Genomic DNA, 25052 nt, shown 5'->3' on the forward strand with positions numbered 1-25052 from the left:
GCTTGTTTTTGTTTAGCCAAAGTACAAAAAATGTTCAATACCCCTTATGAAAAAAACTAACATCTTTATATCACTAACAGCCCTGTTAGTGATTTTTTCGTGTGTATCTACAGATCCCAAATATCGCGAAGGTGAACCTACTTCCAATTTTGGATATCCTGAAAACAAAGATATAGAGAAATCTTTCTACCTGTTAGGAGACGGTGGTTATTCTCCAATTGGAGGAAGTTCCGATGGTCTTATTGCTTTTAAAAGTTATTTAGATTCGGTGAAGCAATCAGACAATTACACCATTTTTCTAGGCGATAATATTTATCCTGACGGAATGCCTGAAAAAGACTCCCCAGATAGGGAAGCTGCCGAATATAGAATTGATGCCCAGTTAGATGCCATTGAAGATTATGATGGTAATGTGCTCTTTATTCCCGGAAACCACGATTGGTACAACGAACGTATTGAAGGTTTAAAAAGGGAAGAGGATTACTTAAAAGAAAAGTTTGGTGAAGATTTGATCTGGAGTCCAAAAACAGGCTGCGGATTGGAAATTATGGATATTGGTGAAGAAATTACTTTAATTGTAATAGATTCCCAATGGTATTTGGAAGACTGGAATAATAATCCTACAATAAATGATAACTGCGCCGAAATTAAAACGCGGGAGGCAATGTTTCTTGAAGTTGAAACCGAACTTAAAAAGAGCCAGAACAAAACCGTTATTGTAGCACTACACCATCCCTTATTTACTAACGGAATTCACGGAGGTCAGTATAATTTTAACAGTCATATTTATCCTTCTCAAAAGAAAATTCCGATTCCAATTTTAGGATCTTTAGCCACATTAATTAGAACTACGGGAGGAGTTTCTATCCAGGATGCTCAGAACGAAAGGTATAAATCTCTGGTTAAACGTCTTGAAACTTTAGGGCATGATTCAGATCGTTTACTGTTTGTAAGCGGGCACGAACATTCATTGCAGTATATTAAGCACGGGAAAATTAATCAAATTGTTTCTGGATCTGCTTCCAAAGCAACTTACGCAACCTTAAGCAACGATGGCCTTTTTGCTTATCCCGAGCAGGGATTTGTAGTTTATGATGTTTTTAAAGATGGTTCTTCCTGGGCTAGTTTTTATGGAAATGAAAACAATAAACCCAAACTATTATATCAGAAAGAAATTTTTAAGGCACCAAAGGAATTTGATGTTTCAGATTTCAAGGAGGAATTTGAAAAAACGATTACTACCTCAGTTTATCCAAAAGATGATACCGAAAAAGGAACTGTCCACCGAACTGTTTGGGGGCAACGCTATCGCGAACTTTATGGTACAGATATCAATGTAAAAATCGCAGATCTTGATACGCTTTATGGAGGGCTTACTCCAATGCGTGCAGGTGGTGGTCACCAAACTATTTCTATTCGGTTAAAAGATAGTTTAGGTAGGGAATATAACATCAGGAGAATTAAAAAGAAAGCCGTTCAGTTTTTACAAACGGTTGCGTTTAAAGATACGCCTATAGAGACCCAACTGGAGAATACGGTAGCAGAAGACGTTATATCAGATTTTTATACGGCTGCCCATCCTTATGCCTTTCTAGCCATCCCAACTATGGCAGATGCTATTGGGGTTTATCATACCAATCCAGAAATCTACTATTTGCCCAAACAACCTAAGTTAGGAAAATACAACGAAGAGCACGGGGATGCTATCTATATGATAGAGGAAAGACCTGAAGATCATTGGTTGGGAGCAGAAAGTTTTGGCTCTCCTAATCACGACATTCAAAGTACGGCGGGAATGTTTGACCGTTTGCGCAGAGACGAGAAGTATTCTTTAGATGAACCTGCTTATGTTAAAGCCAGAATTTTTGATATGCTTATTGGCGATTGGGACAGGCACCAGGATCAATGGCGCTGGGCTGAAATTGAAGATGAAGAAGGTAATCGCACATTCGAACCAATTCCAAGAGATAGGGATCAGGTATTTTCAAATTTTGACGGTGCATTTTTCGGGACTTTAAGGGCTCTAACAGGTTTTGCCTCGCAATTTGCGGTCTATGATGATGATATTAATGATGTAGAGTGGTTTAATGTTTCAGCAACCGGTTTAGACCGTTCTCTACTGCAAAATGTAGGAAAAGAAACCTGGAAGGAGCAAGCCGAATTCATTAAAAAGAATATGACCGATGAGGTTATTGAAAAAGCTTTCCAAAAACTTCCCCCGGAAACTTACGATGAAACAACCGAAGAATTAATTGAAAAAGTAAAAGCACGAAGAGATAATATTGTAGATATCGCCTTAAGATATTACGATCACTTTGCAGATCTTGCCATTATTACAGGAACAGATAAAGACGATTTTGTAGATGTTACCCGAATGAAAGACGGGAAGACTAAAATTAAAATTAGCAGAAATAAAGATGGCGAAAGAGGCGAGGTAGTAAGCGAAAAAGTTTACCATAGGGATGAAACGGAGGAAATTTGGCTATACGCCCTAGATGATGATGATGAAATTTTGGTTGAAGGAGAGGGCGACGATTATATTTTCCTTAGAATAATTGGTGGACAGAATAATGATATATATACTATTAAAAATGGAAACAGGCTTAAGATATACGATCATAAATCCAAACCCAATACTGTAAAAGAAGCCGGGGATGCTAAATTCAGGTTTCGGGATAATTATGAGATAAATACTTACGATAAGGATAAGAAAATCTTTACCGGCGGTGCCATTGTACCGGCCTTTGGTTTTAATCCAGACGACGGGTTTAAGATTGGTCTGGAAATGGTTACCACAAAAAATGCTTTTAAAAGAAATCCGTTTACTACGCAGCATACCTTCGGTGGGGGTTATTATTTTGCCACCAACGGATTTGATTTATATTATGAAGGTGAATTTGCACTTATCCTTGGGGAGTATAATCTAAAAGTTGGAGCTAATTATGCCAGTCCTAATTTTGCGAGTAACTTTTTTGGCTACGGTAATGAAACTCCAAATTTCGACGAAACTCTGGACTTTGATTACAATAGGGTGAAAATTAGTCGTTTTGGAGTAAAAGCAGGTTTTGAAAACCAGACGCCATTTGGTAGTATGTTTAGGTATATGGCTAGTTTTGAAGGAAACCAAGTTGATCCTACAGATGGAAGATTTATCACTGAAGACTTTACTACCGATGACCCGGAATTCTTTGACAGGAAATATTTTGCCGGCTTAGATGCATTATATCGTTACGAAAGTTATGATAATAGGCTTAACCCAAGTAGAGGAATGAAATTTGAATTGAACCTTGGTGGACAAATGAATACCGCTGAAACTTCACAGGTTTATGGATATTTCAAGCCTTATTGGGGCTTCTATAATGCACTTACCAGGAATAGAAAACTGGTTTTAAAAACTCGCGTACAGGCTCAATTAAACATGGGAGATGATTATGAATTTTACCAGGCTGCGCAATTAGGTGGAAACACCGGCTTAAGAGGTTATCGCTTGCAGCGTTTCACCGGTAAAAGTGCTTTTGCCACAGGTGCCGATCTAAGGTATGGTTTCGACCAGTTTACAACCAGATTCCTGCCACTACAAATTGGTGTTTTTACTGGTTACGATTTAGGTAGAGTCTGGAACGACTTTGAAGATAGTAGCAAATGGCACGATAGCTATGGTGTAGGATTTTGGGTTAATAGCGCGGAAGCTGTAAATGGAACCTTCAGTTTATTTAAAGGAAGTGAAGGCTATAGATTTTTCTTTGGTTTCGGATTTGAATTTTAATAGATAGTAAGAAATAAACATTCAAAAAAGCTCCCGGGAAAAAAAATCCCGGGAGCTTTTTTATTTTCTGAGATTTAGGTTTTTATTTTCTCTGAGTAACGATAGCTTAAATCTTTTCCCTTTCTCTCTATGCTTGTATGCTTGATCTTTTAAGGTTATTAAGTTTTAAATATTGGCTTCTTTGGAATAGATTCTGATATAAAAAGAATCCCTGCAGAGCTGATAGTAAGCAAAATCCATAGGTCTTAATGATAGTTATTTCCTAGTTCAGTAAAGAAAAAGCAATGACTTTATCTTGATAAGTAAGTCTAATTAAAGTTCCTTTGAAGCTAGAACACCTAAAGTAAAATCAACTTAAAGCTGAAATGAAATAAGCTGGGATTATTCCCCTTAATCCGGCTTCTTCATATTAAGAGTGTTCGAGAAATCGATAGTTCGAATAGGGAATGGGATGTTGATACCATTCTTATCGAAAGTTTTCTTGATTTCTATAATAGCGATGTCTCTAGCGACTAGTAGATCCCGGTTTTTAGTAGCATCAGTCCAGAAGCGCACTACAAAATTGATAGAACTATCACCAAATTCGGTAAACATAAATTCAACCTGTTCGTTTCCGCGGGAAGGGAAATGTTCAGAAATGGTTTCTATGGTCATTTCTTTAACCTTTTCAAGGTTGGAAGAGTATCCTACACCGCAATTTAGCATAACCCGGGACCGGGTAGTCCTGGAAAAATTTTTAAAAGGCTCTTCCACAATTTTAGAATTGGGAATTACCACGTAGTTATTGTCAGATTGTTTTACCACAATATTCCGGAGATTAATTTCAGTAACTTCTCCGGCATAGGAATTTGTTTCTATCCAATCTCCAATTTGAAGTTCAGGTAGGAAACTTAAGATAATTCCTGAAAAAGTATTGTTTAAAGTACCTTGTAGGGCTAGACCTATAGCTAAACCAACAACACCTGCACCCGCAAGCACCGATGTAAGGATCTTGTTGAGGTCTAGAATACCAAGGGCAATAAAAAAACCGATAAGGATCACAATTGCCTTGCTCACCTTAACGGTTATCTGTCTAATGGAATCTTGTTTAACCCTATTCCCAAGAAGCTTGTTTAGTAATTGTCCGGTGTATTTCGCAAGAAATACGAATATTACAAAAACAAGAATTGCTAATAAAAAGTTTGGCAAATTCAATATCAATGAATCAAGCCAGCTTATTAATTTTGCGCTAATTCCCTCCAGAGATTCTTTAAGGTTAAATTTTTCTTCCAATATTTATATGTTAGCTGGATTTATGAGAATCGGTTGTTTTCATTTTCCAGGCATCTAGCATCCAACTGGTTTTTTCCAGTTCTCTAATGTAGGCACCAATAAGATCTATAGTACCTTCATCTCCAGCTTTATCTGCGGTTTCTACTACAGATCGCATTTGTTTTAATAATGTTCCATGATCTTTTAGCAGCGTTTCAATCATTTCATAATCGGTTAGATCTGCCTTAGATTCTTTAATATTTGAAGCCTCTAGATAATCGGTTAAATTACTAATAGGAGTGTATCTTAAAGTAAGAATACGCTCTGCAATTTCATCTACCTTTAATTTAGCTTCATCGTATAATTCCTCAAATTTTTCGTGTAGATCAAAGAAATTTTTACCGATTACATTCCAGTGAAAATTTCTAAGTTTTTGATAATACAAGTGGTAATCTGCAAGAAGAACATTCAGTTCGTCTACGGTTTTACCTGTTTTTTCTTTATCGAGTCCTAAATAGCTCATAGTTTTATTTTATTGATTTTTAAATTTCAATACGAAAATATGATAGTTTGGTGATTCAGCCAATAAATTCAGCTGATTTAATAGAAGTTTAACGAAGCTTAATTAATAGGACGATTGTCCTTTAAATCTAACTTTTTAATCATTTCTTTTGAAACCTGACCACTGGAAACACCGTAGCCATCAACTAATACTCCTTTGTAACCTTTAGAAGTGGTAATAGCATAAAGAATAGCATTATCATCAGGATTACTCATTCCTTCAAATCTAAGAACTTTATCAACATCAAAATCTTCAACCCCAAAGGTTTCATCTTCAGATTTAAGTTCTATTTCTTCGTCCAGAAGGTTGAAGTCGTGTTCATAACCTTCTTCTAGTTTTAGTTTGTTTATCGCTTGGGAAAGCGTTCCGTAATCTTTCATTTTAAATTGTTTGACTGATTAATAATGTTAAATTACGTTGACAAGCCCTGATATGCAAATATTAAAACCTGTTTAGGATAAGTTTAACTCCTAAACGAAGGCACGTTTTTAAAAGGCTCACAAGGGGTTTTAGGTGTTTGTAGTTACCCAGAAAATTGACTTAATTATCCTCGTCATTTTTCTTCTTTCCCAGGTTGAAAAGTCCGAGAGGGAAAACGAGTAGAAGGAAAAAATACCAGCCCGTAACTAATCCTACAATTGTAATAATTGCAGCAATAATATAAAACCAGTATGAGGTATGGAATTTCATAGTTTGATAAATTGAAAACTAGATGCAAACTTAATAAATAGCCTTTTATTTAAAAGTTGAGGCTTCGATTATCAGGGAAAACATTAGTTGAATTTTTCAACTTCGAAAAAGCTTTTATAATTTATTCAGTTAGCTCTCGGAGCAGGCGTTTGGTTTGTGAAATTAGTTTATAATTTTATAACCGTCTAAAAAACATTTATGAATTTGGGGGTTTCTTAGCTCACGAATTTATTGGATATTTGCAGATTAGCGATTTTTCTAAAAGAAATTAAGAGGGAAATAATTGATTTCTAAGAATTCAATAATGGAAACCAGCGTAGTGCGGAACGCAATAAAAGCTAACAAAAAGGAGATGATTATAAGCCTGTGATAAATTCCCTCAGCAGGATTAAATAATAAATAGATGAAAAATAAAATCACTTTAAAGGAACTGGCGAAATTGCTTAATGTATCGGTTTCTACAGTTTCCAAGGCGTTGCACGATAGTCCTGAAATTAGTCCTAAAACTGTGGAACGGGTTAAGGAACTCGCAAAGTTGCATAAATACCGACCGAATCCTGTAGCGGTGAATTTGAAGAGTAGTAAAAGTGGAACTATTGGAGTAATTATACCAAATATTGCTAATACATTTTTTGCTAATGTTTTATCGCGCATTGAGGCCCGGGCTCAAAAAGCTGGTTTGCAGGTTATCACTTATATTTCTAATGAAAGTTTAGCAAGAGAGCAACAAATTACCGAAATGCTAACTTCAGGTTTTGTTGATGGAGTGCTTATAGCTATTTCAGAGGAAACGCAGCGTAAAAAAGAATATGAACACCTTTTTAATTTGGTAGATTACGATATTCCGGTGGTGCTTTATGACAGGGTTAATTTGGATCTTCCGGTAGATAAAATTGGGATAGACGATGAACATAGTTTTGGAGATGCTACTCGTTTATTACAAACCCGTGGTATAAAAAAAATAGGAATTGCAACCTCAATTCATCATTTGGGAGTGGGGAAGCTTAGAATTACAGGCTACAGGAATGCGTTGAAAGATGAAAAGGACTTTTATATAGCGAACTCTTCCAAGCCTGATACTTTAAGAGAAAAAACCAGGAAACTTCTGGTAGAGGATAAAGTTGAAGCCATACTTTGTTCAGATTTTGAAAGTACAATGCTGGTTTATCGAATGGCCTATGAGAATAAAATCAAGATTCCGGAAGACCTGAAAGTTATCGGCTTCATAAATGGTGATGTGGCTCGTTATTTAACTCCTTCAATAAGTTACGTGGAGCAATTTCCGGGAGAAATTGGAGAAGAAGCTGTTGAACTATTGGTGGACCGTATAGAAAATAGAGTCGCCGGAAAACCTCCAATTAACAAAACCATACACACTAAGTTGATTCATATGGAATCTACAGGGTTTTAAATTTAAAAATTTGAGACATTTTTAGGGAATAGCCAGAAAAACTATCTTTGAAAGGTATTTTATATTTTGTAAATGAAAGATAATCCTTTAGAAAAAAACATACTTATTACCGGCGGGGCTGGGTTTATTGGCTCTCACGTGATCCGACTTTTTGTAAATAAATATCCCAATTATCGGATATTCAATTTAGACGCATTAACCTACGCGGGAAATCTTGAAAATATTAAGGATATTGAGAACGCTCCCAATTATCACTTTATAAAAGCTAATATCACCGATGCTAAAACAATAAAAGCTTTATTTCAAAAGCATCAGTTTGATAGTGTTATCCATCTCGCTGCAGAGTCTCATGTAGATCGTTCTATTTCCAACCCCAAAATATTTGTAGATACCAATGTAACCGGCACTCTTAATTTAATGGAAGCGGCCCTGGAAACTTGGCAGGGTAATTTTAAGAATAAAATATTCTACCATATTAGTACAGACGAAGTGTATGGCACGCTAGGAGAAACAGGATTGTTTACCGAAACTACTTCTTATGCACCTAACTCCCCTTATTCGGCTTCAAAAGCAGCTTCAGATCATTTTGTAAGAGCTTACGGCGAAACTTATAATTTGCCGTATGTAATTTCTAATTGTTCGAATAACTACGGTCCAAATCAATTTCCTGAAAAATTGATTCCTCTTTTTATCAATAATATAATCGAAAACAAAGCTTTACCGGTTTATGGAGACGGAAAATATACCCGCGATTGGTTGTATGTTCTGGATCACGCCAAAGCGATAGACCTGATCTTTCATAAAGGCAACAATAAATCAACTTACAATGTAGGTGGGTTTAACGAGTGGCAGAATATTGATTTAATTAAGCTATTATGTGAGATAATGGACAAAAAATTGGATAGAAACGAAGGTGACTCTGAAACGCTTATCACTTTTATAAAAGATCGTCCCGGCCACGATAAACGCTATGCTATAGATGCAAGTAAAATTAATAAAGAACTTGGCTGGGAGCCTTCGGTAACTTTTAAAGAAGGTTTAATGAAAACCGTAGATTGGTATCTACAGAATCCCGCTTGGATAGAAGCAGTGGTTTCCGGGAGTTACCAGGAATATTATAAAATGCAGTATTTATAACGCTGCACCCATAGGTGCTATATGTAAGGTTTAATGATTACAAGCCTGTGATAAATTCCCGTTTCGGGAGATAATTTATAAAAGAATGAAAGGAATAATTTTAGTGGGCGGAACTGGTTCACGTTTGTATCCCATTAATCATATCAATAGGGAAAATTTAATAAATTTCTCTATTGTAATTTTAAAAATAAGAAGATAATGAGTTGGATTGAACTTTTAGGACCTTCAGGTATTGGTAAATCTACTTTCTTATCACTTTTACAAAAAAATAGAGTACACAGAGTATGGGTTACTGAACAAGAAGCATTAAAAGAAATAATATCCAAAAAGAATTATAGAGGACTAAAGCAAAAGGCTTTACAGTATTATTTAAACCAAAATTTTATAAATTTTCATAAATCCTACTTGCAAGATTTAGTATTACAAAAAGAACAGGCATATGAAGCAGAAGCCTACAAATATAACGCTATAATCAGATTATTTTTTCATTTCCTTCTTCAAGATGAAAAATTACTAGCAGAATTAGGAGAAAGAGAATGGAGTGAAAAAGCATACTGGAATTGTTGGTATAAATCACTGATAGGAAATTTATGTGTTTTTAATTATTATAAATTTGAAAAGCCAATAGTAGTTGATGAAGGTGTAATTCAAAATAATCCGTATATATTTTATTTAGACAAAACATACAAAGGAAAATTACCCAAAGGATTAATCTTTATTAAATCGGATGTAGAGAGTATATATGAAAATTTAATTCATAGAAAAAATGATATTGGGAAAAGGCGTATTCATAAAAATATGGATGAAAATTCACTAAAAATTTTCATAAATCAAGAATTAGAAAATTATTCAAAGAAATTGGATTTTGCTAAGAAATTAAATATTCCATATATCGAAATAGATTTTAGTCACGCTCAAGAGGAAAATATTAAAAGGGCGAATGGTTTTTTAAACCAATTAGCCTGAAACCAAAGTTCTACGAAAAATAATTGAGTTTAGTGATTTTTTTGAAAAATCTTGAAAATCTAAAGAATTCAAGTATAATAAATTAGTTATTTAGTTTGTTAAGGGGGGTAAATATTTACTTTTTTGTTTATAAACACTCAAAAATATGAGGATACCATTAGTCTTTAATTTCTAATTAAAAATCTCTGGCAGATTATTAATAAAAGAAATACTCTAAAAATCACTTTAAATTAAAATGCTAAATAAATAATTAATGTCCAGTCGCAATAGAGTATTTTCTGGTTTAGTATGGACCTTTTCTCAGCAATTTGGAAATCTTCTAATTGGTTTTGTAGTTTCTCTCGTTTTAGCAAGAATTTTACTTCCTGAAGAGTTTGGTTTAATAGCTATGGTAGTCGTGCTCGCGAGTTTTGCCGAAGTACTTGTAGATTCGGGGATGACACAATCTTTGATTAGGAGTGAAAATTTAGATAAAGAAGATTATTCTACAGTTTTTTATTTTAATGTATTAGTAAGTATTATCTTATATCTTTTGTTTTTTTTATTGGCTCCATTGATATCTTCATTTTATGATGAAAAAAGTCTTATTGCTATCACCAGGGTATATTGCATTGTTTTTATAATAAATGCATTCTCAAGTGTACAACAAACTAGGTTAACGCGTCGGATGGATTTTAAAATTCAGGCGTTAATATCTATCCCGGCTAAAGTAGTTGGAGGAATAATAGGAATTATGCTAGCATACTTGGGTTTTGGTGTATGGAGTCTGGTATGGAGCTATGTATCTTTCTCCGTAGTCAACACAATTCAAATTTGGTACTATTCGAAATGGATACCCAGTAAAATTTTTAATTTTACGAAGCTGAAGAAACATTTATATTTTGGATATAGACTGACGATTTCTGGTGTAATTAATAAACTTTTTAATAATGTTTATCTCATTGTTATAGGTAAATTTTTTAATCCTACAGTTTTGGGTTTTTATACACGGGCCGAAACGGTAAACCAATTGGCCGTTTCCAGTATCTCAGGGGCTCTTAACAAGGTTACTTTTCCTTATTTTGCTAAAATTCAGAATGATAGAGTTAAATTAAAAAAGGTTTATAAGGATTTGATGAAAATGGTTGTGTTTATAGTTTCTCCAATTCTGATTTTTGCGGGAGTTTTAGCTGAACCTTTATTCATCGTTCTATTTACCGAGAAATGGTTGCCTGCTGTACCTTTTTTTCAAATTTTATGCTTAACAGGAATTCTGCATCCCATTCATGCATATAATCTCAATATATTAAAAGTAAAAGGACGTAGTGATTTATATCTTAAAATAGCCATATTTAAAAAGATTTTAATAGTTATTGGGATTATAATCGGAATTCAATTTGGGATATATGGATTACTTTATGCACAGGTAATTTTATCATTTTTATTTCTCTTAATAAATGGTTATTATACCAAAATCTTTATAGATTATGGCCCTTTAGAGCAATTTAAAGATATTTCAATTTTTATTTTTATAGCTATTATTGGGGGAGCGGTTATATATTATTTGGATTCATCATTTTTTAAAATGAGACACAATATTTTTAGGTTGATTACGGGTTCCTTTATAGGAGTAATCGTGTACATTGCTCTGACATTAAAGTTTCAAAACTCAACTCTTAAACAATTGAAAGCTATTTTAAAAAGAAGTAAGTTTTAGCTTTAAATTAGTTTTGACATTGATTGGATTATTGAAATTTCCTGAATAATTAACCTTATTAACAATTCGCATTTATTGTGATATTATAGTTAAAGACTTTATGGCTATTCAGGTTGACTATCAGTTAGAAGGGATATTCATTAAATACTAAAAGAAATAATTGGATTCCCCCTGTATATTAATTTTATCTTTATTTTCTTTCCTTTATTAACTAATTTTTTGAAAAATGATTCCGGTAACTAAAACATTTTTGCCTCCTAAGCATGAATACACGCAAGTAATCCAACAAATTTGGGAAAGCAACCAGATTGCAAATGGCGGGGAACTTTTATTTGGTCTGCAAAAAGAATTAAAAATTAAATTGGGATGCACAGATCTTATTCTTACTGCCAACGGAACAATTGCTATTCAAATAGCTCTTAAAAATATGGCCAAAAGTGGGGAGGTGATTACTACACCATTTAGTTACGTAGCTACTACTTCGAGTATTGTTTGGGAGAATTGCACTCCTGTGTTTGTTGATATTCATCCTGAATATCTCACGATTGATGAAAATAAAATTGAAGCTGCTATTACAAATAGAACTACAACGATACTCGCAACACACGTTTTCGGGAATCCTTGTAATGTTGATGAAATTGAAAGAATCGCCAAGAAATATAATTTAGAAGTAATTTATGATGCTGCACATTGCTATGGTGTGAATTATAAAGGTCAGTCCCTTTTTAATTATGGAGATATAAGTACGTGTAGTTTTCACGCAACAAAGATTTTTCATACAGGGGAAGGAGGGGCTTTGTTTTGTAAAGATAAAGATCTATATCATAAGCTATTTTATAGCCATAATTTTGGTCATAAAGCCGAACTGGAATTTTATGGTTTGGGGATAAATGGTAAAATGAATGAATTGCAAGCAGCAATGGGGTTGGCAGTTTTACCTTACGTTGATGATCTAATTCAAACCCGAAAAAAGCAGGTTGAACTTTATAACAAAATTTTGGACTTTGAAAATTTAAAAAAAATTATAATACGGGAGAATACAGATTGGAATTACAGTTACTATCCGGTTATTTTTAAAAGCGAAAGCCATTTGTTGCGGGTTCAGAGGGCCTTGAACGAAGAGAAAATTTTCCCAAGAAGATATTTTTATCCTTCTCTAAATACCTTAGACTATGTTAAATTTGAAGAAATGGAAATATCACAAGATATTTCCAAAAGTATTTTATGTTTGCCACTGTATGCTGAGCTTAGAAATGATGAGATAGGTTTTATTTCTAAAATAATAAATAAAACTTTAAGCTTGTAAAAGTCTTAAGTTTATGGATAAAATTTTAAATGGTTCAGGTCATAAAAGCTATTATTTTAAATAGAAAATTATAATCACAAATGAAAGGAATAATTTTAGCCGGCGGAACTGGTTCACGATTGTATCCGCTTACCAAAAGCGTATCAAAACAGTTATTGGCGGTTTATGATAAACCAATGATCTACTATCCGTTATCTGTATTAATGTTAGCGGGAATTAGGGAAATTCTAATTATTTCCACTCCTGAAGATCTTCCTAATTTTCAGAATTTATTAGGTGATGGAAGAGACTGGGGTTTAGACTTGTCTTACGCTGAACAAGCTAAACCAAATGGACTGGCTGAAGCGTTTATTATAGGTGAAGATTTTATAAATAACGATGATGTATGCCTGGTTCTCGGGGATAATATATTTTATGGCCAGGGTTTTAGTAATTTGTTAGAAAATGCGGTTAAAAATTGTAAGGAATTTGGTGAAGCTACAGTTTTTGGCTATTACGTAAATGAGCCAAAAAGATATGGAGTTGTAGATTTTGATGAAACAGGAAATGCGCTTAGCATAGAAGAAAAACCGGAAAAGCCCAGAAGTAATTTTGCAGTTACCGGACTTTACTTTTATCCGAATTCAGTTATTGAAATCGCTAAAAAATGTAAACCCAGTGCTCGCGGAGAATTGGAGATCACTAGTATCAACCAGGAATATTTAAAGCTGAAGGAATTAAAAGTAGAGGTTATGGGTCGTGGTTACGCCTGGCTGGATACAGGAACCCATGATTCTATGTTAGAAGCTTCTAACTTTGTACAAACCATAGAAAAACGACAGGGCTTAAAAATTGCCTGTCCCGAAGAAATTGCTTTTCGTAAGAAATATATCAATAAAGATCAATTACAAAACCTGGCTACTGATCTTGAAAAAAGTGAATATGGAAAGTACTTAATGAAATTAATGCAATAATTTCACTGAAGCTCCTGAATCTTGTTTATCTCTTATTTGCTTCTGAAGTCTATGGACGATATAATCAAATTGGTGTAGGAACCTTTCGCTAATTTAATTAAGAGATTCTTATTTTCCTTATCCTGAGTATGGAGTTCTAATATATTCTGCAAGAAAACTCCTTCTGTAATAAGAACCTGAAAAATCTAATATTTTAAAACCCTATTAATTCGATAGACTAACAGGAAATATTATATTTGCGATGTAGTAATACATTATCTAAAGATGAAAAGCGAAATCCAAAATAAAATTCTATCAGACTATCTTGTGGCAATAAAAGCCGCCATTAGTTCTGGATCAGAAATAATGAGGATTTATGAGGATAGTAATTTTGAAATTGAATCAAAGGAAGATAATTCACCAATAACCCTTGCCGATAAATCTGCGAATATCGTGATTAATGAGTTTTTAAAACCTACCGGTATTCCAATTATAAGCGAAGAAAATGTTGAAGCTGAATTTTCAGAAAGAAAACAATGGGATTACTGTTGGATTGTTGATCCCCTGGATGGTACTAAAGAATTTATAAAAAAAAGTGGTGAGTTTACAGTAAATATTGCACTTGTAGAAAATAACAAGCCGGTTTTTGGGGTGATTTATATTCCTGTGAGTAAGGAGCTGTATTTTGGTAATGTAAAGGCAGGAAGATCTTTTAAAGTTTTTGTTGATGATAAAATCGAAATAGAAGATTTATTAAAAAATGCTGAAGAAGTATTTCCAAAGCGGGCAGAGGGAATGATACACGTTGCCGGAAGCCGCTCGCATATTAACGAGGAGACCCTAAAGTTTATTGATGGGATTAAAGAAAAATATTCTCAGGAAGTAAAAGTTATTCCAAAGGGAAGTTCTCTCAAATTTTGCTTAATAGCGGATGGGACTATTGATATTTATCCCAGAATAGGTACTACAATGGAATGGGATACAGCGGCAGGCCACGCTATTTGTAAAGCGGTAGGGCTTAGGGTTATTGACATGCAAACCAATAGAGAGATGGTTTACAATAAACAAAACCTAAGAAACAACTCTTTTGTCGTTTCCAATCTTTTAGGTGCAAGTTTAAAAACTATTTAGAAGGGAATGAGAATAAGAAAGGTTGGACCAGGAATTGAAAATGAATAAATAGTTGATGGACTATAGATTAAGGCATTATTATTTTGAAGATTTTGATACCTAAACGTTGCGGTAAAAAAAAGGGAAAACCTTATGGAATTAATTAAAAAAAATTTCTGAAAAAACTTGAATTAAAGCAAAATGAGCAAGTATTATTTAAATTATTTAGATGAATTAGAATCAGAAGCGATCTATATTTTACGCGAAGTTTGGGCGCAATTCGAGAATCCTGTGATTCTTTTTTCAGGAGGAAAAGATTCTATTCTAGTAACCCATTTGGCGAAGAAGGCTTTTTATCCCAGTAAAATTCCGTTTGCGCTGATGCATGTAGATACTGGTCATAATTTCCCGGAAACTATTCAATTCAGAAATGATTTAGTTAAGAAACTTGATGTAAAATTAATTGTTGGTTCTGTCCAGAAGTCAATAGATCAGGGACGCGTAGCTGAAGAAAGAGGAAAAAATGCAACCAGGAATTCACTACAGATAACAACTTTGCTCGATGCTATTGAAGAAAACAAAATTGATTGTGCCATTGGTGGCGGAAGAAGAGATGAAGAAAAAGCACGTGCAAAAGAACGTTTTTTTAGTCATAGAGATGATTTTGGGCAGTGGGACCCTAAAAATCAACGTCCGGAATTGTGGAACATTCTAAACGGAAAACATTTCGAAGGGGAACATTTTAGAGCATTTCCTATTAGTAATTGGACAGAGATGGATGTGTGGAATTATATTAAACGTGAAAATATAAGTATTCCGAGTTTATACTTTGCTCATGAGCGTGAAGTAGTTTTTAGAAGTAATTCATGGATACCGGTTTCAGATTATCTTAACCTCGAAGAAAGTGAGCAAATAGAAAAAAAGAAAATACGTTTCCGTACGCTTGGTGATATTACCATCACCGGTGGAATAGAATCTCAAGCAGATAATCTGGATAAAATAGTACAGGAAGTTTCCGCGATGCGCAAAACAGAAAGAGGAGATCGCTCTGATGATAAACGAAGCGAAACAGCAATGGAAGATCGCAAAAAACAAGGATATTTTTAAAATTTAGCTGTATGCATTAGGCTGTAAGCTGTAACTCTAAAGCTAATAGCCTATTACTTTTAATTATGAGAGATTTTAGCAAATATGATGTTTGGAAGTTAAGTCATGAATTGGTATTGCGTGTTTACAAAATAACTTCCTCTTTTCCCGATTCGGAAAAATATCAGCTAATTTCTCAAATGCAGCGAGCCGCTTATTCAATACCTTCTAATTTTAGTGAAGGTTGTGGAAGAGGTTCAGACAAAGACTTTAATAGGTTTGTGCAGATTTCACTTGGTTCAGCTCATGAATTAGAATACTTTTTCATACTGAGCAAAGACTTAAAATTTATTGATGAGCGAACATTTGAGGTTTGTTTTGATGAGGTCAATGAAATAAAGAAAAAATTATACAGGTTAAGTCAAAGATTACAGTGATAGTTCATAAATCAAAGACTTTAATCGACAACTAAAATACATTTTTGGCCTATAGCATAAAGCCTAAGGCCTAAAGCATAGAAACAATGGAAATAAATAACAACCAATTATTAAGATTTACCACCGCTGGGAGTGTAGATGATGGGAAAAGTACTTTGATAGGAAGACTTTTATACGATTCGAAATCTATTTTTGAAGATCAATTAGATTCGGTGAGTAAAACCAGTGCGAAGAAAGGCCACAACGGAGTAGATTTAGCACTTTTCACCGATGGATTAAAAGATGAGCGCGAACAGGGAATAACTATTGACGTGGCCTACCGCTACTTCACTACGCCTAAGCGTAAATTTATAATTGCCGATACACCTGGGCATATTCAGTACACTCGCAATATGGTGACTGGAGCTTCAACTGCTAATGCGGCTGTGATTTTAATTGATGCCAGGCATGGGGTGATAGAACAGACCAAAAGGCATTCTTTTATTGCCTCTTTGCTGAATATTCCTCATCTAATTGTGTGTATCAATAAAATGGACCTGGTAGATTATTCCGAAGAAATTTATAATAGTATTATTACACAATTCGAAGAGTTTTCTTCTAAACTTATAACGAAAGATGTATGTTTTATTCCTATTAGTGCACTTTTGGGAGATAACGTTGTGAATTATTCTAAAAATATGGACTGGTATCACGAAGGCACATTATTGAGCGTACTGGAAAATCTACATATTAGTAGTGATATTAATAAAATAGATGCTCGTTTTCCAGTACAGACTGTTTTACGACCTCAGAGTGAGGAGTATAGAGATTACCGTGGTTATGCCGGGAGAATTGCTAGTGGAATTTATCGGGTAGGGGATGAAGTGGCTGTTTTACCATCTGGTTTTCAGTCTAAAATCAAGTCGATAAATACCGGGGAGCATGAAATTCAGGAAGCTTATGCACCTATGAGTGTTTCCATCACGCTTGAAGATGATATTGATGTAAGTAGGGGTAATATGATAGTGCGAAAAAACAATCAGCCTGAAATGGAACAGGAGTTTGACGTGATGTTATGTTGGTTGGCAAATGAAGCCGCTAAATCCAGAGCTAAATATACAATTGTACATACTTCCCATGAGGAGCGTGCCATAATTAAGGATGTGGTCTACAAAATGGATATCAATACTTTTGAACGAGATAGCGAAGATTCAAATTTAAGCATGAATGATATAGCAAGGGTAAAAATAAGAACTACAAGAAGAATGATGCTAGATGCCTATAGAGATAATCGAAATACTGGAAGTATAATTCTAATAGACGAAAGTACAAACGAAACCGTGGCTGCAGGAATGGTGGTGTAACTGAGCTATAAGCAGTAGGCCTTAAGCTTTTAAGTCAAAAGCTACCGCTTAGAGCTTAGAGCCTATTGCTTAAAGCTTTACCGCCTAAAGCTTAAACCTATCCCTACAATCTACCGCCTGCTGCCTACCGCCTAACATCACAACCGTCTTTCAAATAAATCTTAACGTTTTTCAAGCTTTAAGGTTTCTTTAGCAATAGGCTCATAAAGAAATTCTATCTTTGCCGCCGATAAAAAGTTGAATTAAAATTCTCAAATGACTGAATTTCAGGAGAAATTAGAAAATAAAAGAATACTCGTAACAGGAGGGGCGGGGTTTATTGGTTCCAACTTATGTGAAACCTTATTAGGCTTAAATGCAAAAGTGGTCTGTCTGGATAATTTTGCTACCGGTCATAAACATAATCTAGAGGTATTTGAAAATCACGAAAATTTTAAATTGATTGAGGGGGATATTCGTAACCTTGAGACTTGTCATAAGGCCTGTGAAAATGTCGATTATGTATTACACGAAGCAGCTTTAGGTTCTGTGCCGCGGTCTCTGGCCGATCCTATTACCAGCAACGAAGTTAATATTTCCGGATTTTTAAATATGCTGGTGGCTGCTAGAGATGCCGGTGTTAAAAGATTTGTATATGCGGCAAGTTCTTCTACTTATGGGGATTCAGAAAAACTGCCAAAGATAGAAGATGAAATAGGAAAGCCACTTTCTCCCTATGCAATTACTAAATACGTAAATGAATTATATGCTGATATCTTTCAGGACGCCTATCAATTAGATACCATCGGATTAAGATATTTCAATGTTTTTGGAAGAAAACAAGATCCAAATGGAGCTTATGCTGCTGTTATTCCAAAATTTGTGATGCAGTTTATGAAGCACGAAAGTCCGATAATTAATGGTGATGGCACTTACTCACGTGATTTTACTTATATAGATAATGTTGTTCAAATGAATTTACGGGCAATAACTTCTGAAAATGAAAAAGCCGTAAATCAAGTTTATAACACGGCTGTTGGGGATAGAACCAATTTGGTAGAGCTTACTCAATTACTGAAAAAACATCTTTCTGAATTTGATCCTGAGATTGCCAATGTGGAAGTAAAACACGGACCTAACAGAGCCGGGGATATTCCTCATTCTTTGGCTTCGGTAGAAAAAGCAAAAAAATTATTGGGCTATAATCCAAGTCACCGAATTGATGACGGTTTAAAAGAGGCGGTGGCCTGGTATTGGAAAAATTTAGACCCTGAGGCTCAAACGAAATAAATCAAGACTTAATTAGTTATGAATTTAAACTTCAATTTTATTCCCAATTAATAATTGAAAAATGAACAATAAAAAGTTAGCCATTATAGGCTTGGGTTATGTAGGTTTGCCTCTTGCGAGATTATTTGCAACTAAATATCCTGTAGTTGGTTTTGATATCAATAAAGCCAGAGTTAAGGAACTAATGAGCGGACACGACTCTACTTTAGAGGTAGAAGATAATGTTTTGCAATCAGCTTTAGTTCAAAAGGAAAAACTAAAGGATGAGAACGGTTTATACTGTTCGGCAGAACTTGAAGATATTGCAGATTGTAATTACTATATAATTACCGTTCCTACTCCCGTAGATAAAAATAACAGACCAGATCTTACTCCGCTGTATAAAAGTAGTGAAACTGTTGCTAAAGTTCTTAAACAAGGGGATATAGTTATTTATGAGTCTACTGTTTATCCTGGGGTTACTGAAGATGAATGTGTTCCCGTATTAGAGAAACATAGCGGACTAACCTTTAACGAAGATTTCTTTGTGGGATATTCTCCTGAAAGAATTAATCCGGGCGATAAGGAGCATACGGTAGATAAGATTTTAAAAGTTACTGCCGGCTCTACTCCAGAGATTGGGAAAAAAGTTAATGAACTTTATGCTGAGGTAATCACTGCCGGAACTCACCTGGCACCTACAATTAAAGTTGCTGAAGCTGCTAAAGTTATTGAAAATTCACAAAGGGATATCAATATCGCTTTTGTAAACGAACTGGCGAAGATCTTCAATATGATGGGGATAGATACCCAGGATGTTCTGGAAGCTGCCGGAACAAAATGGAATTTCCTTCCATTTAAACCCGGACTTGTTGGTGGACATTGTATCGGGGTAGATCCTTACTACCTGGCTCAAAAAGCACAGGAAATTGGTTATCATCCTGAAATCATCCTTGCCGGACGAAGAATGAATGATTCTATGGGGCAATATGTTGCTTCAGAAGTAGTTAAATTAATGCTGCAAAACGACCAAAAGGTAAAAGGTGCTAATATTCTGGTGATGGGAATTACCTTTAAAGAAAATTGCCCAGATGTTAGAAATACTAAAGTGGTAGATGTTATAAAGAACCTGAAGGAATATGGAACCAATGTGACCATTTATGATCCGCTTGCGAATCCGGATGAAGTTAAACATGAATACGGACTTACAACTGTAAAAGAAATACCGGGCGAAAAATTTGACGCTGTTGTTTTAGCCGTTGCCCATAAAGAATTTTTAGAAATGAACCTGGATCAGTTGAAAAACGGGAATACTGTTGTATACGATGTAAAGGGAGTGCTTGGGGATAGATGCGATAAGAAGTTGTAATGATGTGATGCAGTGACGATGTAAAGAAGTGATCTTGTGGTAGAATTTCGTTATGTAACCTTTAAATTTTAATAGAATGAAATCACATAAAGATTTAACCGTTTACAAGACAAGTATTGACCTGGTTATAGATATTTATCAACAAAGCCAGAATTTTCCGGATTCAGAAAAATTTGGATTAACGAGTCAGATAAGAAGAGCTTCAGTTTCCATTCCATCTAATATAGCTTGCCCTGTGTAATAAAATTTTAATGATGTTTTTTTATACTTATGTTTTACTTAGTTTGAAAGACAAAAGAATGTATACAGGTTATACGTCTGATTTAGATTTAAGAATAATACAACATAATAAGGGGAATGTAGTATCAACTAAGGATAGAAGACCTTTAAAATTAATTTATTATGAAGCTTGTTTAAGCCAAAGTAGTGCCTTAAAAAGAGAAAAGTACTTAAAGACCACCTACGGTAAAAGATATTTAAAGAATCGTATTAATTTTGAAGAAATAATTACACAGGGTAAAGGGAGCTGCTAGGAGTAGTAAAAAGGAATTTATTAGGTTTCTTTATATCGCTTTGGGTTCCATGGCAGAAATAGAAACTCAACTTGAGATTGCATATAGATTGAAGTTTATAAAAGACACTCCAGAAGTTGTGGAGAAAATAATATATATCAGAAGAATGATTCTGAAATTAATACAAAGTTTGAAAGAGTAATGAAGTAACGAAGTGATGCTGTGATGAAGTAACCAAGTAATAATTGGCTCCGTTACTCCATCACAAGATTACTCCGTTACATATAACAAGCAGGCGCATTGTTTTAATAAACCATTACTTGATCAAAAAATAGAATATAAACATGACAAGAATTAAGAACATCTGCTGTATAGGAGCTGGATACGTAGGAGGACCAACAATGGCGGTGATCGCTCAGAAATGTCCTGAAATTAACGTGACTGTCGTAGATATAAATGAACAAAGAATTGCGGCCTGGAACGATGAAGATGTAGAGAATATTCCAATTTATGAACCCGGTTTATCGAAAATAGTAAAGGAGGCTCGGGATAGAAATTTATTCTTCTCAACCGATGTGGACGCAGCAATCGATAAAGCAGATATGATCTTTATTTCGGTGAATACGCCAACCAAAACTTATGGTATTGGGAAAGGAATGGCTGCGGATTTAAAATACATCGAACTTTGTGCCCGGCAGATAGCAAGAGTCTCCAAGACCGATAAAATTGTTGTTGAAAAATCTACCTTACCGGTTCGTACTGCTGAAGCTTTGAAAAATATTCTTGATAATACAGGCAATGGAGTAAATTATCAAATTTTATCTAATCCGGAGTTTCTTGCGGAAGGTACCGCGGTAGATGATTTGATGAATCCAGATCGGGTTTTGATTGGTGGAGATTTAGATAACTCCGAAGGTAAAGAAGCCGTGGAAGCTTTAGTAGATATCTATGCGCACTGGATTCCTCGCGAACGTCTGCTCACTACCAATGTTTGGTCTTCTGAATTGTCTAAGCTTACTGCTAATGCTTTCTTGGCTCAGCGTGTTTCTAGTATAAATGCAATGAGCGAACTATGTGAGAAAACAGGTGCTGATGTAAATGAAGTTTCTAAAGCCGTAGGCATGGATTCCAGGATTGGTTCAAAATTCTTGAAATCCTCGGTTGGTTTTGGAGGTTCTTGTTTCCAGAAAGATATTTTAAATTTAGTGTATATTTCCAAGTCTTTCGGATTGCATGAGGTAGCCGATTACTGGGAACAGGTAATCCTGATGAATGACCATCAAAAAAGAAGGTTTGCCGCAAAAATTGTACAGACCTTATTTAATACGGTATCGGGAAAGAAAATCGCTTTACTGGGTTGGGCCTTTAAAAAAGACACCAACGATACAAGAGAATCTGCTGCCATTTATGTCGCAGACTACCTATTAAATGAGCAGGCAGAAATTGTAGTCTACGACCCTAAAGTAAAAACTGAACAAATCTATGCTGACCTTGACTATTTAAATACTCGCGCTTCGAAAGAGAATCGTGCCCGGGTGAAGGTGGTAGACACACCGTATGAAGCCACCAAAGATGCTCACGCCGTAGCGCTTTTAACCGAATGGGAAGAGTTTAAAGATCTTGACTGGAAAAAAATATATAATAAAATGTTAAAGCCAGCTTTTCTTTTTGATGGTAGAAGACTATTGGAAAGAAAAACAAAAGAAGAGATAGGTTTTGAGTTTTATGCAATAGGAAGTTAACATCATTAGATTGTATGAAATTAAATGAAATTTCGATTTATAGTCTTAGTTCAAGAGACTTAAAATATTCTTAAAAATCATTCCAGAAATAATGAAAAAGTTATTAAATATTTACATACTAAATACTCCTCATGATACCTGGGAGAATTATCTTATAAAAAATTTTAAGAAAAAAGGTATTATAAAGAATGCGATAGTTCATAAAACCGCTAAGGAAAGTAAAAAAAGATTTTTAAATCTTGGAAAGGAAGGATTGGAAGGCGAATACGTGGCCGTTCCTATTAAAGTTTATAATCGTATGTATGAACATTTACCAAGGTTTATCGATATGTATTGTAGGGTGACACCTTATCATTCCGGGACCTATAGCGAATTAAATTTCCATCAATATCTCGATCATTTTAATTTAATTTTAAATTATTATTATAAATTATTTATTGAAAATGAAATCGATTTATTTATCCATAATAATTCTCCTCATGTAGGTTATGATTATATACCCAATATATTGGCAGAAGAATTAGGAATTAAGACATTATATTTAGAACAGACTACTTTTCCAAATAGATTTTTTTATTACTGGAAGTTTAAAGATTTCGGAGTTTTTAAAACTGCTGAAAATTTATTTGAATCAGATCCTATTAAAATTGAAAATAAATTTGAAAAGGATTTGCCTTATATGAATAAAAAATTATTAAGGCAAGGATTTAAATTTTCAAATATTAAGAATTTTAGTTCCTTGAATAAGGAGTTCACTACTTACGTTCCGGGTTATCAATTTGTAAAAGAACTTTTTAAACCTGAATATAGAGGTCAGGCATACTATCGATATAAGTTGAAAAAGAAATATGAGGAAAATCAAAAGAAATTATCTTCATCAATTGATTTAGGGAAACCTTTTGTCTATTTTGCGCTACATTTACAACCCGAAAAAACAACATCTTCATGGGGAGACCAATACACCGATCAGGCTTTGGCAATAGAGCATTTATCTTCAGTTTTACCCAAAGACTGGAAGATTTATGTAAAAGAAAACCCCAAACAAACCTATTTTATGAGAAATCCTGAATTTTACAGAAGATTGGAAAGGATTCCTAATCTCGAACTTGTATCTCCTGCATATAACACATACGATTTAATTAAAAAATCTAAATTATGTGCAACCATTACCGGCACAGTGGGCTGGGAGGCTATTACAGGCGGTAAACCTGCTTTAGTTTTTGGCCGACCCTGGTATAAGACATTACCCGGAGTTTATGATTTTTCTCCCGATCTTGACCTGGAAAGTATAAGTTCTAAAAAAGTGGATTTTGAAAAACTTCAATCTGAATTCAATTCGCTGGCCAGTAAGTTAGCTCCTGGTGTAATTTATAATGAAAATTACCCACGATATTATAAGGACTATAATGTTGAAGAAAATAATGTATTAGTCGCTAGCACTCTCGAAACAATCATACGTACTAAATTTGATTAAATATGTTAAAAGATAAGAATATATTAATTACCGGTGGAACCGGATCTTTGGGTAATGCTTTAGTAACTCATATTTTGAAAAAGCATCCTAAAGTCAAAAGACTTATAATATTTTCCCGGGATGAACAAAAGCAATTTCAGATGGCCCAAGACTTTCCTGTTGACAAATTTCCCCAATTAAGATTTTTTATTGGAGATGTAAGGGATGAGGCCAGGTTAAAAAGAGCTTTAAAAGGAGTAGATTATGTTATTCACGCTGCTGCTATGAAGCACGTTCCAATTGCCGAATATAATCCTATGGAATGTGTGAAAACAAATATCATGGGTGCGGAGAATATTATTAATGCCTGTCTGGAAACAGAAGTTACACGGGTAGTAGCACTTTCTACCGATAAAGCGGCTGCACCGATTAACCTGTATGGGGCAACTAAACTGGCTTCAGATAAATTATTTGTTGCGGCCAATAATATTACCGGGTGGAATCCAATAAAATTCTCTGTAGTGCGTTACGGCAATGTAATGGGATCTAATGGGTCTGTAATTCCGTTTTTCCTGAAAAAGAAGAAAGAGGGCGTATTGCCAATTACCGATCCTACTATGACAAGATTCAATATTTCCCTCCAGGGAGGAGTCGATATGGTGATGCACGCTTTGGAACATGCCTGGGGTGGGGAAATCTTCGTACCCAAAATTCCTTCTTATAAAATCACTGATATTGCGGAAGCTATAGGTCCTGAATGTGAAAAGCCGATAGTAGGAATCAGGCCGGGGGAAAAGATTCATGAAGAAATGATTACCGATTCAGATTCTTATTATACATATGATCTTGGGAAATATTATACTATTCTCCCTTCAACTCATAAATGGAAATTAGATGATTTTATCAAGGAGTTTAAAGCTAAGAAAGTAAGTCCGGGTTTCCAGTATAATTCAGGGGAAAATGAAGAATGGGAATCCGTAGGAAACCTGAGAGAATTAATTAAAGAACATGTTGATCCAACCTTTGAAGTTTAAC

The 25052-nt window shown here is 34.6% G+C and carries 22 protein-coding genes and 1 pseudogene; 19 read left to right on the forward strand and 4 right to left on the reverse strand.

Annotation, left to right across the window (positions count from 1 at the left end):
• Positions 1-46: 46 nt before the first annotated feature.
• Entirely contained in the window at positions 47-3766 is a 3720-nt protein-coding gene (locus B5440_RS00560) for a metallophosphoesterase (RefSeq protein WP_070052549.1), read from the forward strand.
• A 390-nt stretch (positions 3767-4156) separates the two neighbouring features.
• Here the strand turns inward: B5440_RS00560 and B5440_RS00565 are convergent, their stop codons facing one another.
• The 4 genes from B5440_RS00565 to B5440_RS15580 all read right to left on the reverse strand — a co-directional run bounded on the left by B5440_RS00565 (position 4157) and on the right by B5440_RS15580 (position 6269).
• Positions 4157-5038 (reverse strand): mechanosensitive ion channel family protein, encoded by an 882-nt coding sequence (locus B5440_RS00565; RefSeq protein ID WP_070052548.1) that lies wholly within the window; start codon positions 5036-5038, stop codon positions 4157-4159.
• Positions 5039-5048: 10 nt separating this feature from the next.
• A complete protein-coding gene (locus B5440_RS00570) occupies positions 5049-5540 on the reverse strand; it encodes a Dps family protein (protein WP_070052547.1) in 492 nt (163 codons plus the stop codon).
• Positions 5541-5638: 98 nt separating this feature from the next.
• Complete coding sequence (locus tag B5440_RS00575) at positions 5639-5959, reverse strand: phosphoribosylpyrophosphate synthetase (RefSeq protein ID WP_070052545.1); 321 nt, start codon at positions 5957-5959, stop codon at positions 5639-5641.
• Between the two features lie 160 nt (positions 5960-6119).
• Positions 6120-6269 (reverse strand): hypothetical protein, encoded by a 150-nt coding sequence (locus B5440_RS15580; protein WP_176728197.1) that lies wholly within the window; start codon positions 6267-6269, stop codon positions 6120-6122.
• Positions 6270-6672: 403 nt separating this feature from the next.
• Between B5440_RS15580 and B5440_RS00580 the strand changes: the two genes are divergently transcribed.
• From B5440_RS00580 to pseB, 18 genes and pseudogenes are all read left to right on the forward strand, one after another.
• A complete protein-coding gene (locus B5440_RS00580; protein WP_070052543.1) occupies positions 6673-7680 on the forward strand; it encodes a LacI family DNA-binding transcriptional regulator in 1008 nt (335 codons plus the stop codon).
• A gap of 72 nt (positions 7681-7752) precedes the next feature.
• A complete protein-coding gene (rfbB, locus tag B5440_RS00585) occupies positions 7753-8817 on the forward strand; it encodes a dTDP-glucose 4,6-dehydratase (protein ID WP_070052541.1) in 1065 nt (354 codons plus the stop codon).
• Positions 8818-9015: 198 nt separating this feature from the next.
• Positions 9016-9783, forward strand: coding sequence for a hypothetical protein (locus B5440_RS00590; protein ID WP_070052539.1), 768 nt, complete (start codon positions 9016-9018; stop codon positions 9781-9783).
• A 253-nt stretch (positions 9784-10036) separates the two neighbouring features.
• Complete coding sequence (locus tag B5440_RS00595; RefSeq protein ID WP_070052538.1) at positions 10037-11479, forward strand: lipopolysaccharide biosynthesis protein; 1443 nt, start codon at positions 10037-10039, stop codon at positions 11477-11479.
• A 226-nt stretch (positions 11480-11705) separates the two neighbouring features.
• Positions 11706-12785, forward strand: coding sequence for a DegT/DnrJ/EryC1/StrS family aminotransferase (locus B5440_RS00600; RefSeq protein ID WP_070052536.1), 1080 nt, complete (start codon positions 11706-11708; stop codon positions 12783-12785).
• Positions 12786-12865: 80 nt separating this feature from the next.
• Positions 12866-13738 carry a glucose-1-phosphate thymidylyltransferase RfbA gene (gene rfbA, locus B5440_RS00605; RefSeq protein ID WP_070052535.1) on the forward strand — a complete coding sequence of 291 codons (873 nt, stop codon included), beginning with the start codon at positions 12866-12868 and terminating at the stop codon, positions 13736-13738.
• A 264-nt stretch (positions 13739-14002) separates the two neighbouring features.
• Positions 14003-14848: a 3'(2'),5'-bisphosphate nucleotidase CysQ gene (cysQ, locus tag B5440_RS00610; RefSeq protein WP_070052534.1), complete on the forward strand. Its 846-nt coding sequence runs from the start codon at positions 14003-14005 to the stop codon at positions 14846-14848.
• A 180-nt stretch (positions 14849-15028) separates the two neighbouring features.
• Positions 15029-15934 (forward strand): sulfate adenylyltransferase subunit CysD, encoded by a 906-nt coding sequence (cysD, locus tag B5440_RS00615; protein ID WP_070052532.1) that lies wholly within the window; start codon positions 15029-15031, stop codon positions 15932-15934.
• Between the two features lie 65 nt (positions 15935-15999).
• A complete protein-coding gene (locus B5440_RS00620; protein ID WP_070052530.1) occupies positions 16000-16350 on the forward strand; it encodes a four helix bundle protein in 351 nt (116 codons plus the stop codon).
• An 86-nt stretch (positions 16351-16436) separates the two neighbouring features.
• The gene (locus B5440_RS00625; RefSeq protein WP_070052529.1) at positions 16437-17693 is read left to right on the forward strand and encodes a sulfate adenylyltransferase subunit 1; all 1257 of its coding nucleotides are present in this window, start codon (positions 16437-16439) and stop codon (positions 17691-17693) included.
• A gap of 255 nt (positions 17694-17948) precedes the next feature.
• Positions 17949-18962, forward strand: a complete 1014-nt coding sequence (locus B5440_RS00630; protein ID WP_070052527.1) for an SDR family oxidoreductase — start codon at positions 17949-17951, stop codon at positions 18960-18962.
• A gap of 61 nt (positions 18963-19023) precedes the next feature.
• Entirely contained in the window at positions 19024-20310 is a 1287-nt protein-coding gene (locus tag B5440_RS00635) for a nucleotide sugar dehydrogenase (RefSeq protein ID WP_070052526.1), read from the forward strand.
• A gap of 76 nt (positions 20311-20386) precedes the next feature.
• Complete coding sequence (locus tag B5440_RS00640; protein ID WP_079711036.1) at positions 20387-20551, forward strand: four helix bundle protein; 165 nt, start codon at positions 20387-20389, stop codon at positions 20549-20551.
• Positions 20552-20564: 13 nt separating this feature from the next.
• Complete coding sequence (locus B5440_RS15870; RefSeq protein WP_070052524.1) at positions 20565-20843, forward strand: GIY-YIG nuclease family protein; 279 nt, start codon at positions 20565-20567, stop codon at positions 20841-20843.
• Positions 20842-21024: pseudogene (locus B5440_RS00650) on the forward strand (four helix bundle protein); the annotation flags it as partial. The gene B5440_RS15870 and the pseudogene B5440_RS00650, both read left to right, overlap by 2 nt.
• A gap of 142 nt (positions 21025-21166) precedes the next feature.
• On the forward strand, positions 21167-22564 hold the full coding sequence (locus tag B5440_RS00655; protein WP_070052523.1) for a UDP-glucose 6-dehydrogenase: 1398 nt from the start codon (positions 21167-21169) through the stop codon (positions 22562-22564).
• A gap of 91 nt (positions 22565-22655) precedes the next feature.
• Positions 22656-24038, forward strand: a complete 1383-nt coding sequence (locus B5440_RS00660) for a capsular polysaccharide export protein, LipB/KpsS family (RefSeq protein ID WP_070052522.1) — start codon at positions 22656-22658, stop codon at positions 24036-24038.
• A gap of 2 nt (positions 24039-24040) precedes the next feature.
• Complete coding sequence (gene pseB / locus B5440_RS00665; protein ID WP_070052520.1) at positions 24041-25051, forward strand: UDP-N-acetylglucosamine 4,6-dehydratase (inverting); 1011 nt, start codon at positions 24041-24043, stop codon at positions 25049-25051.
• Position 25052: the final 1 nt, after the last annotated feature.

The sequence above is a fragment of the Salegentibacter salarius genome, assembly GCF_900168265.1.
In the GTDB taxonomy this organism is placed as follows: Bacteria; Bacteroidota; Bacteroidia; order Flavobacteriales; family Flavobacteriaceae; genus Salegentibacter; species Salegentibacter salarius.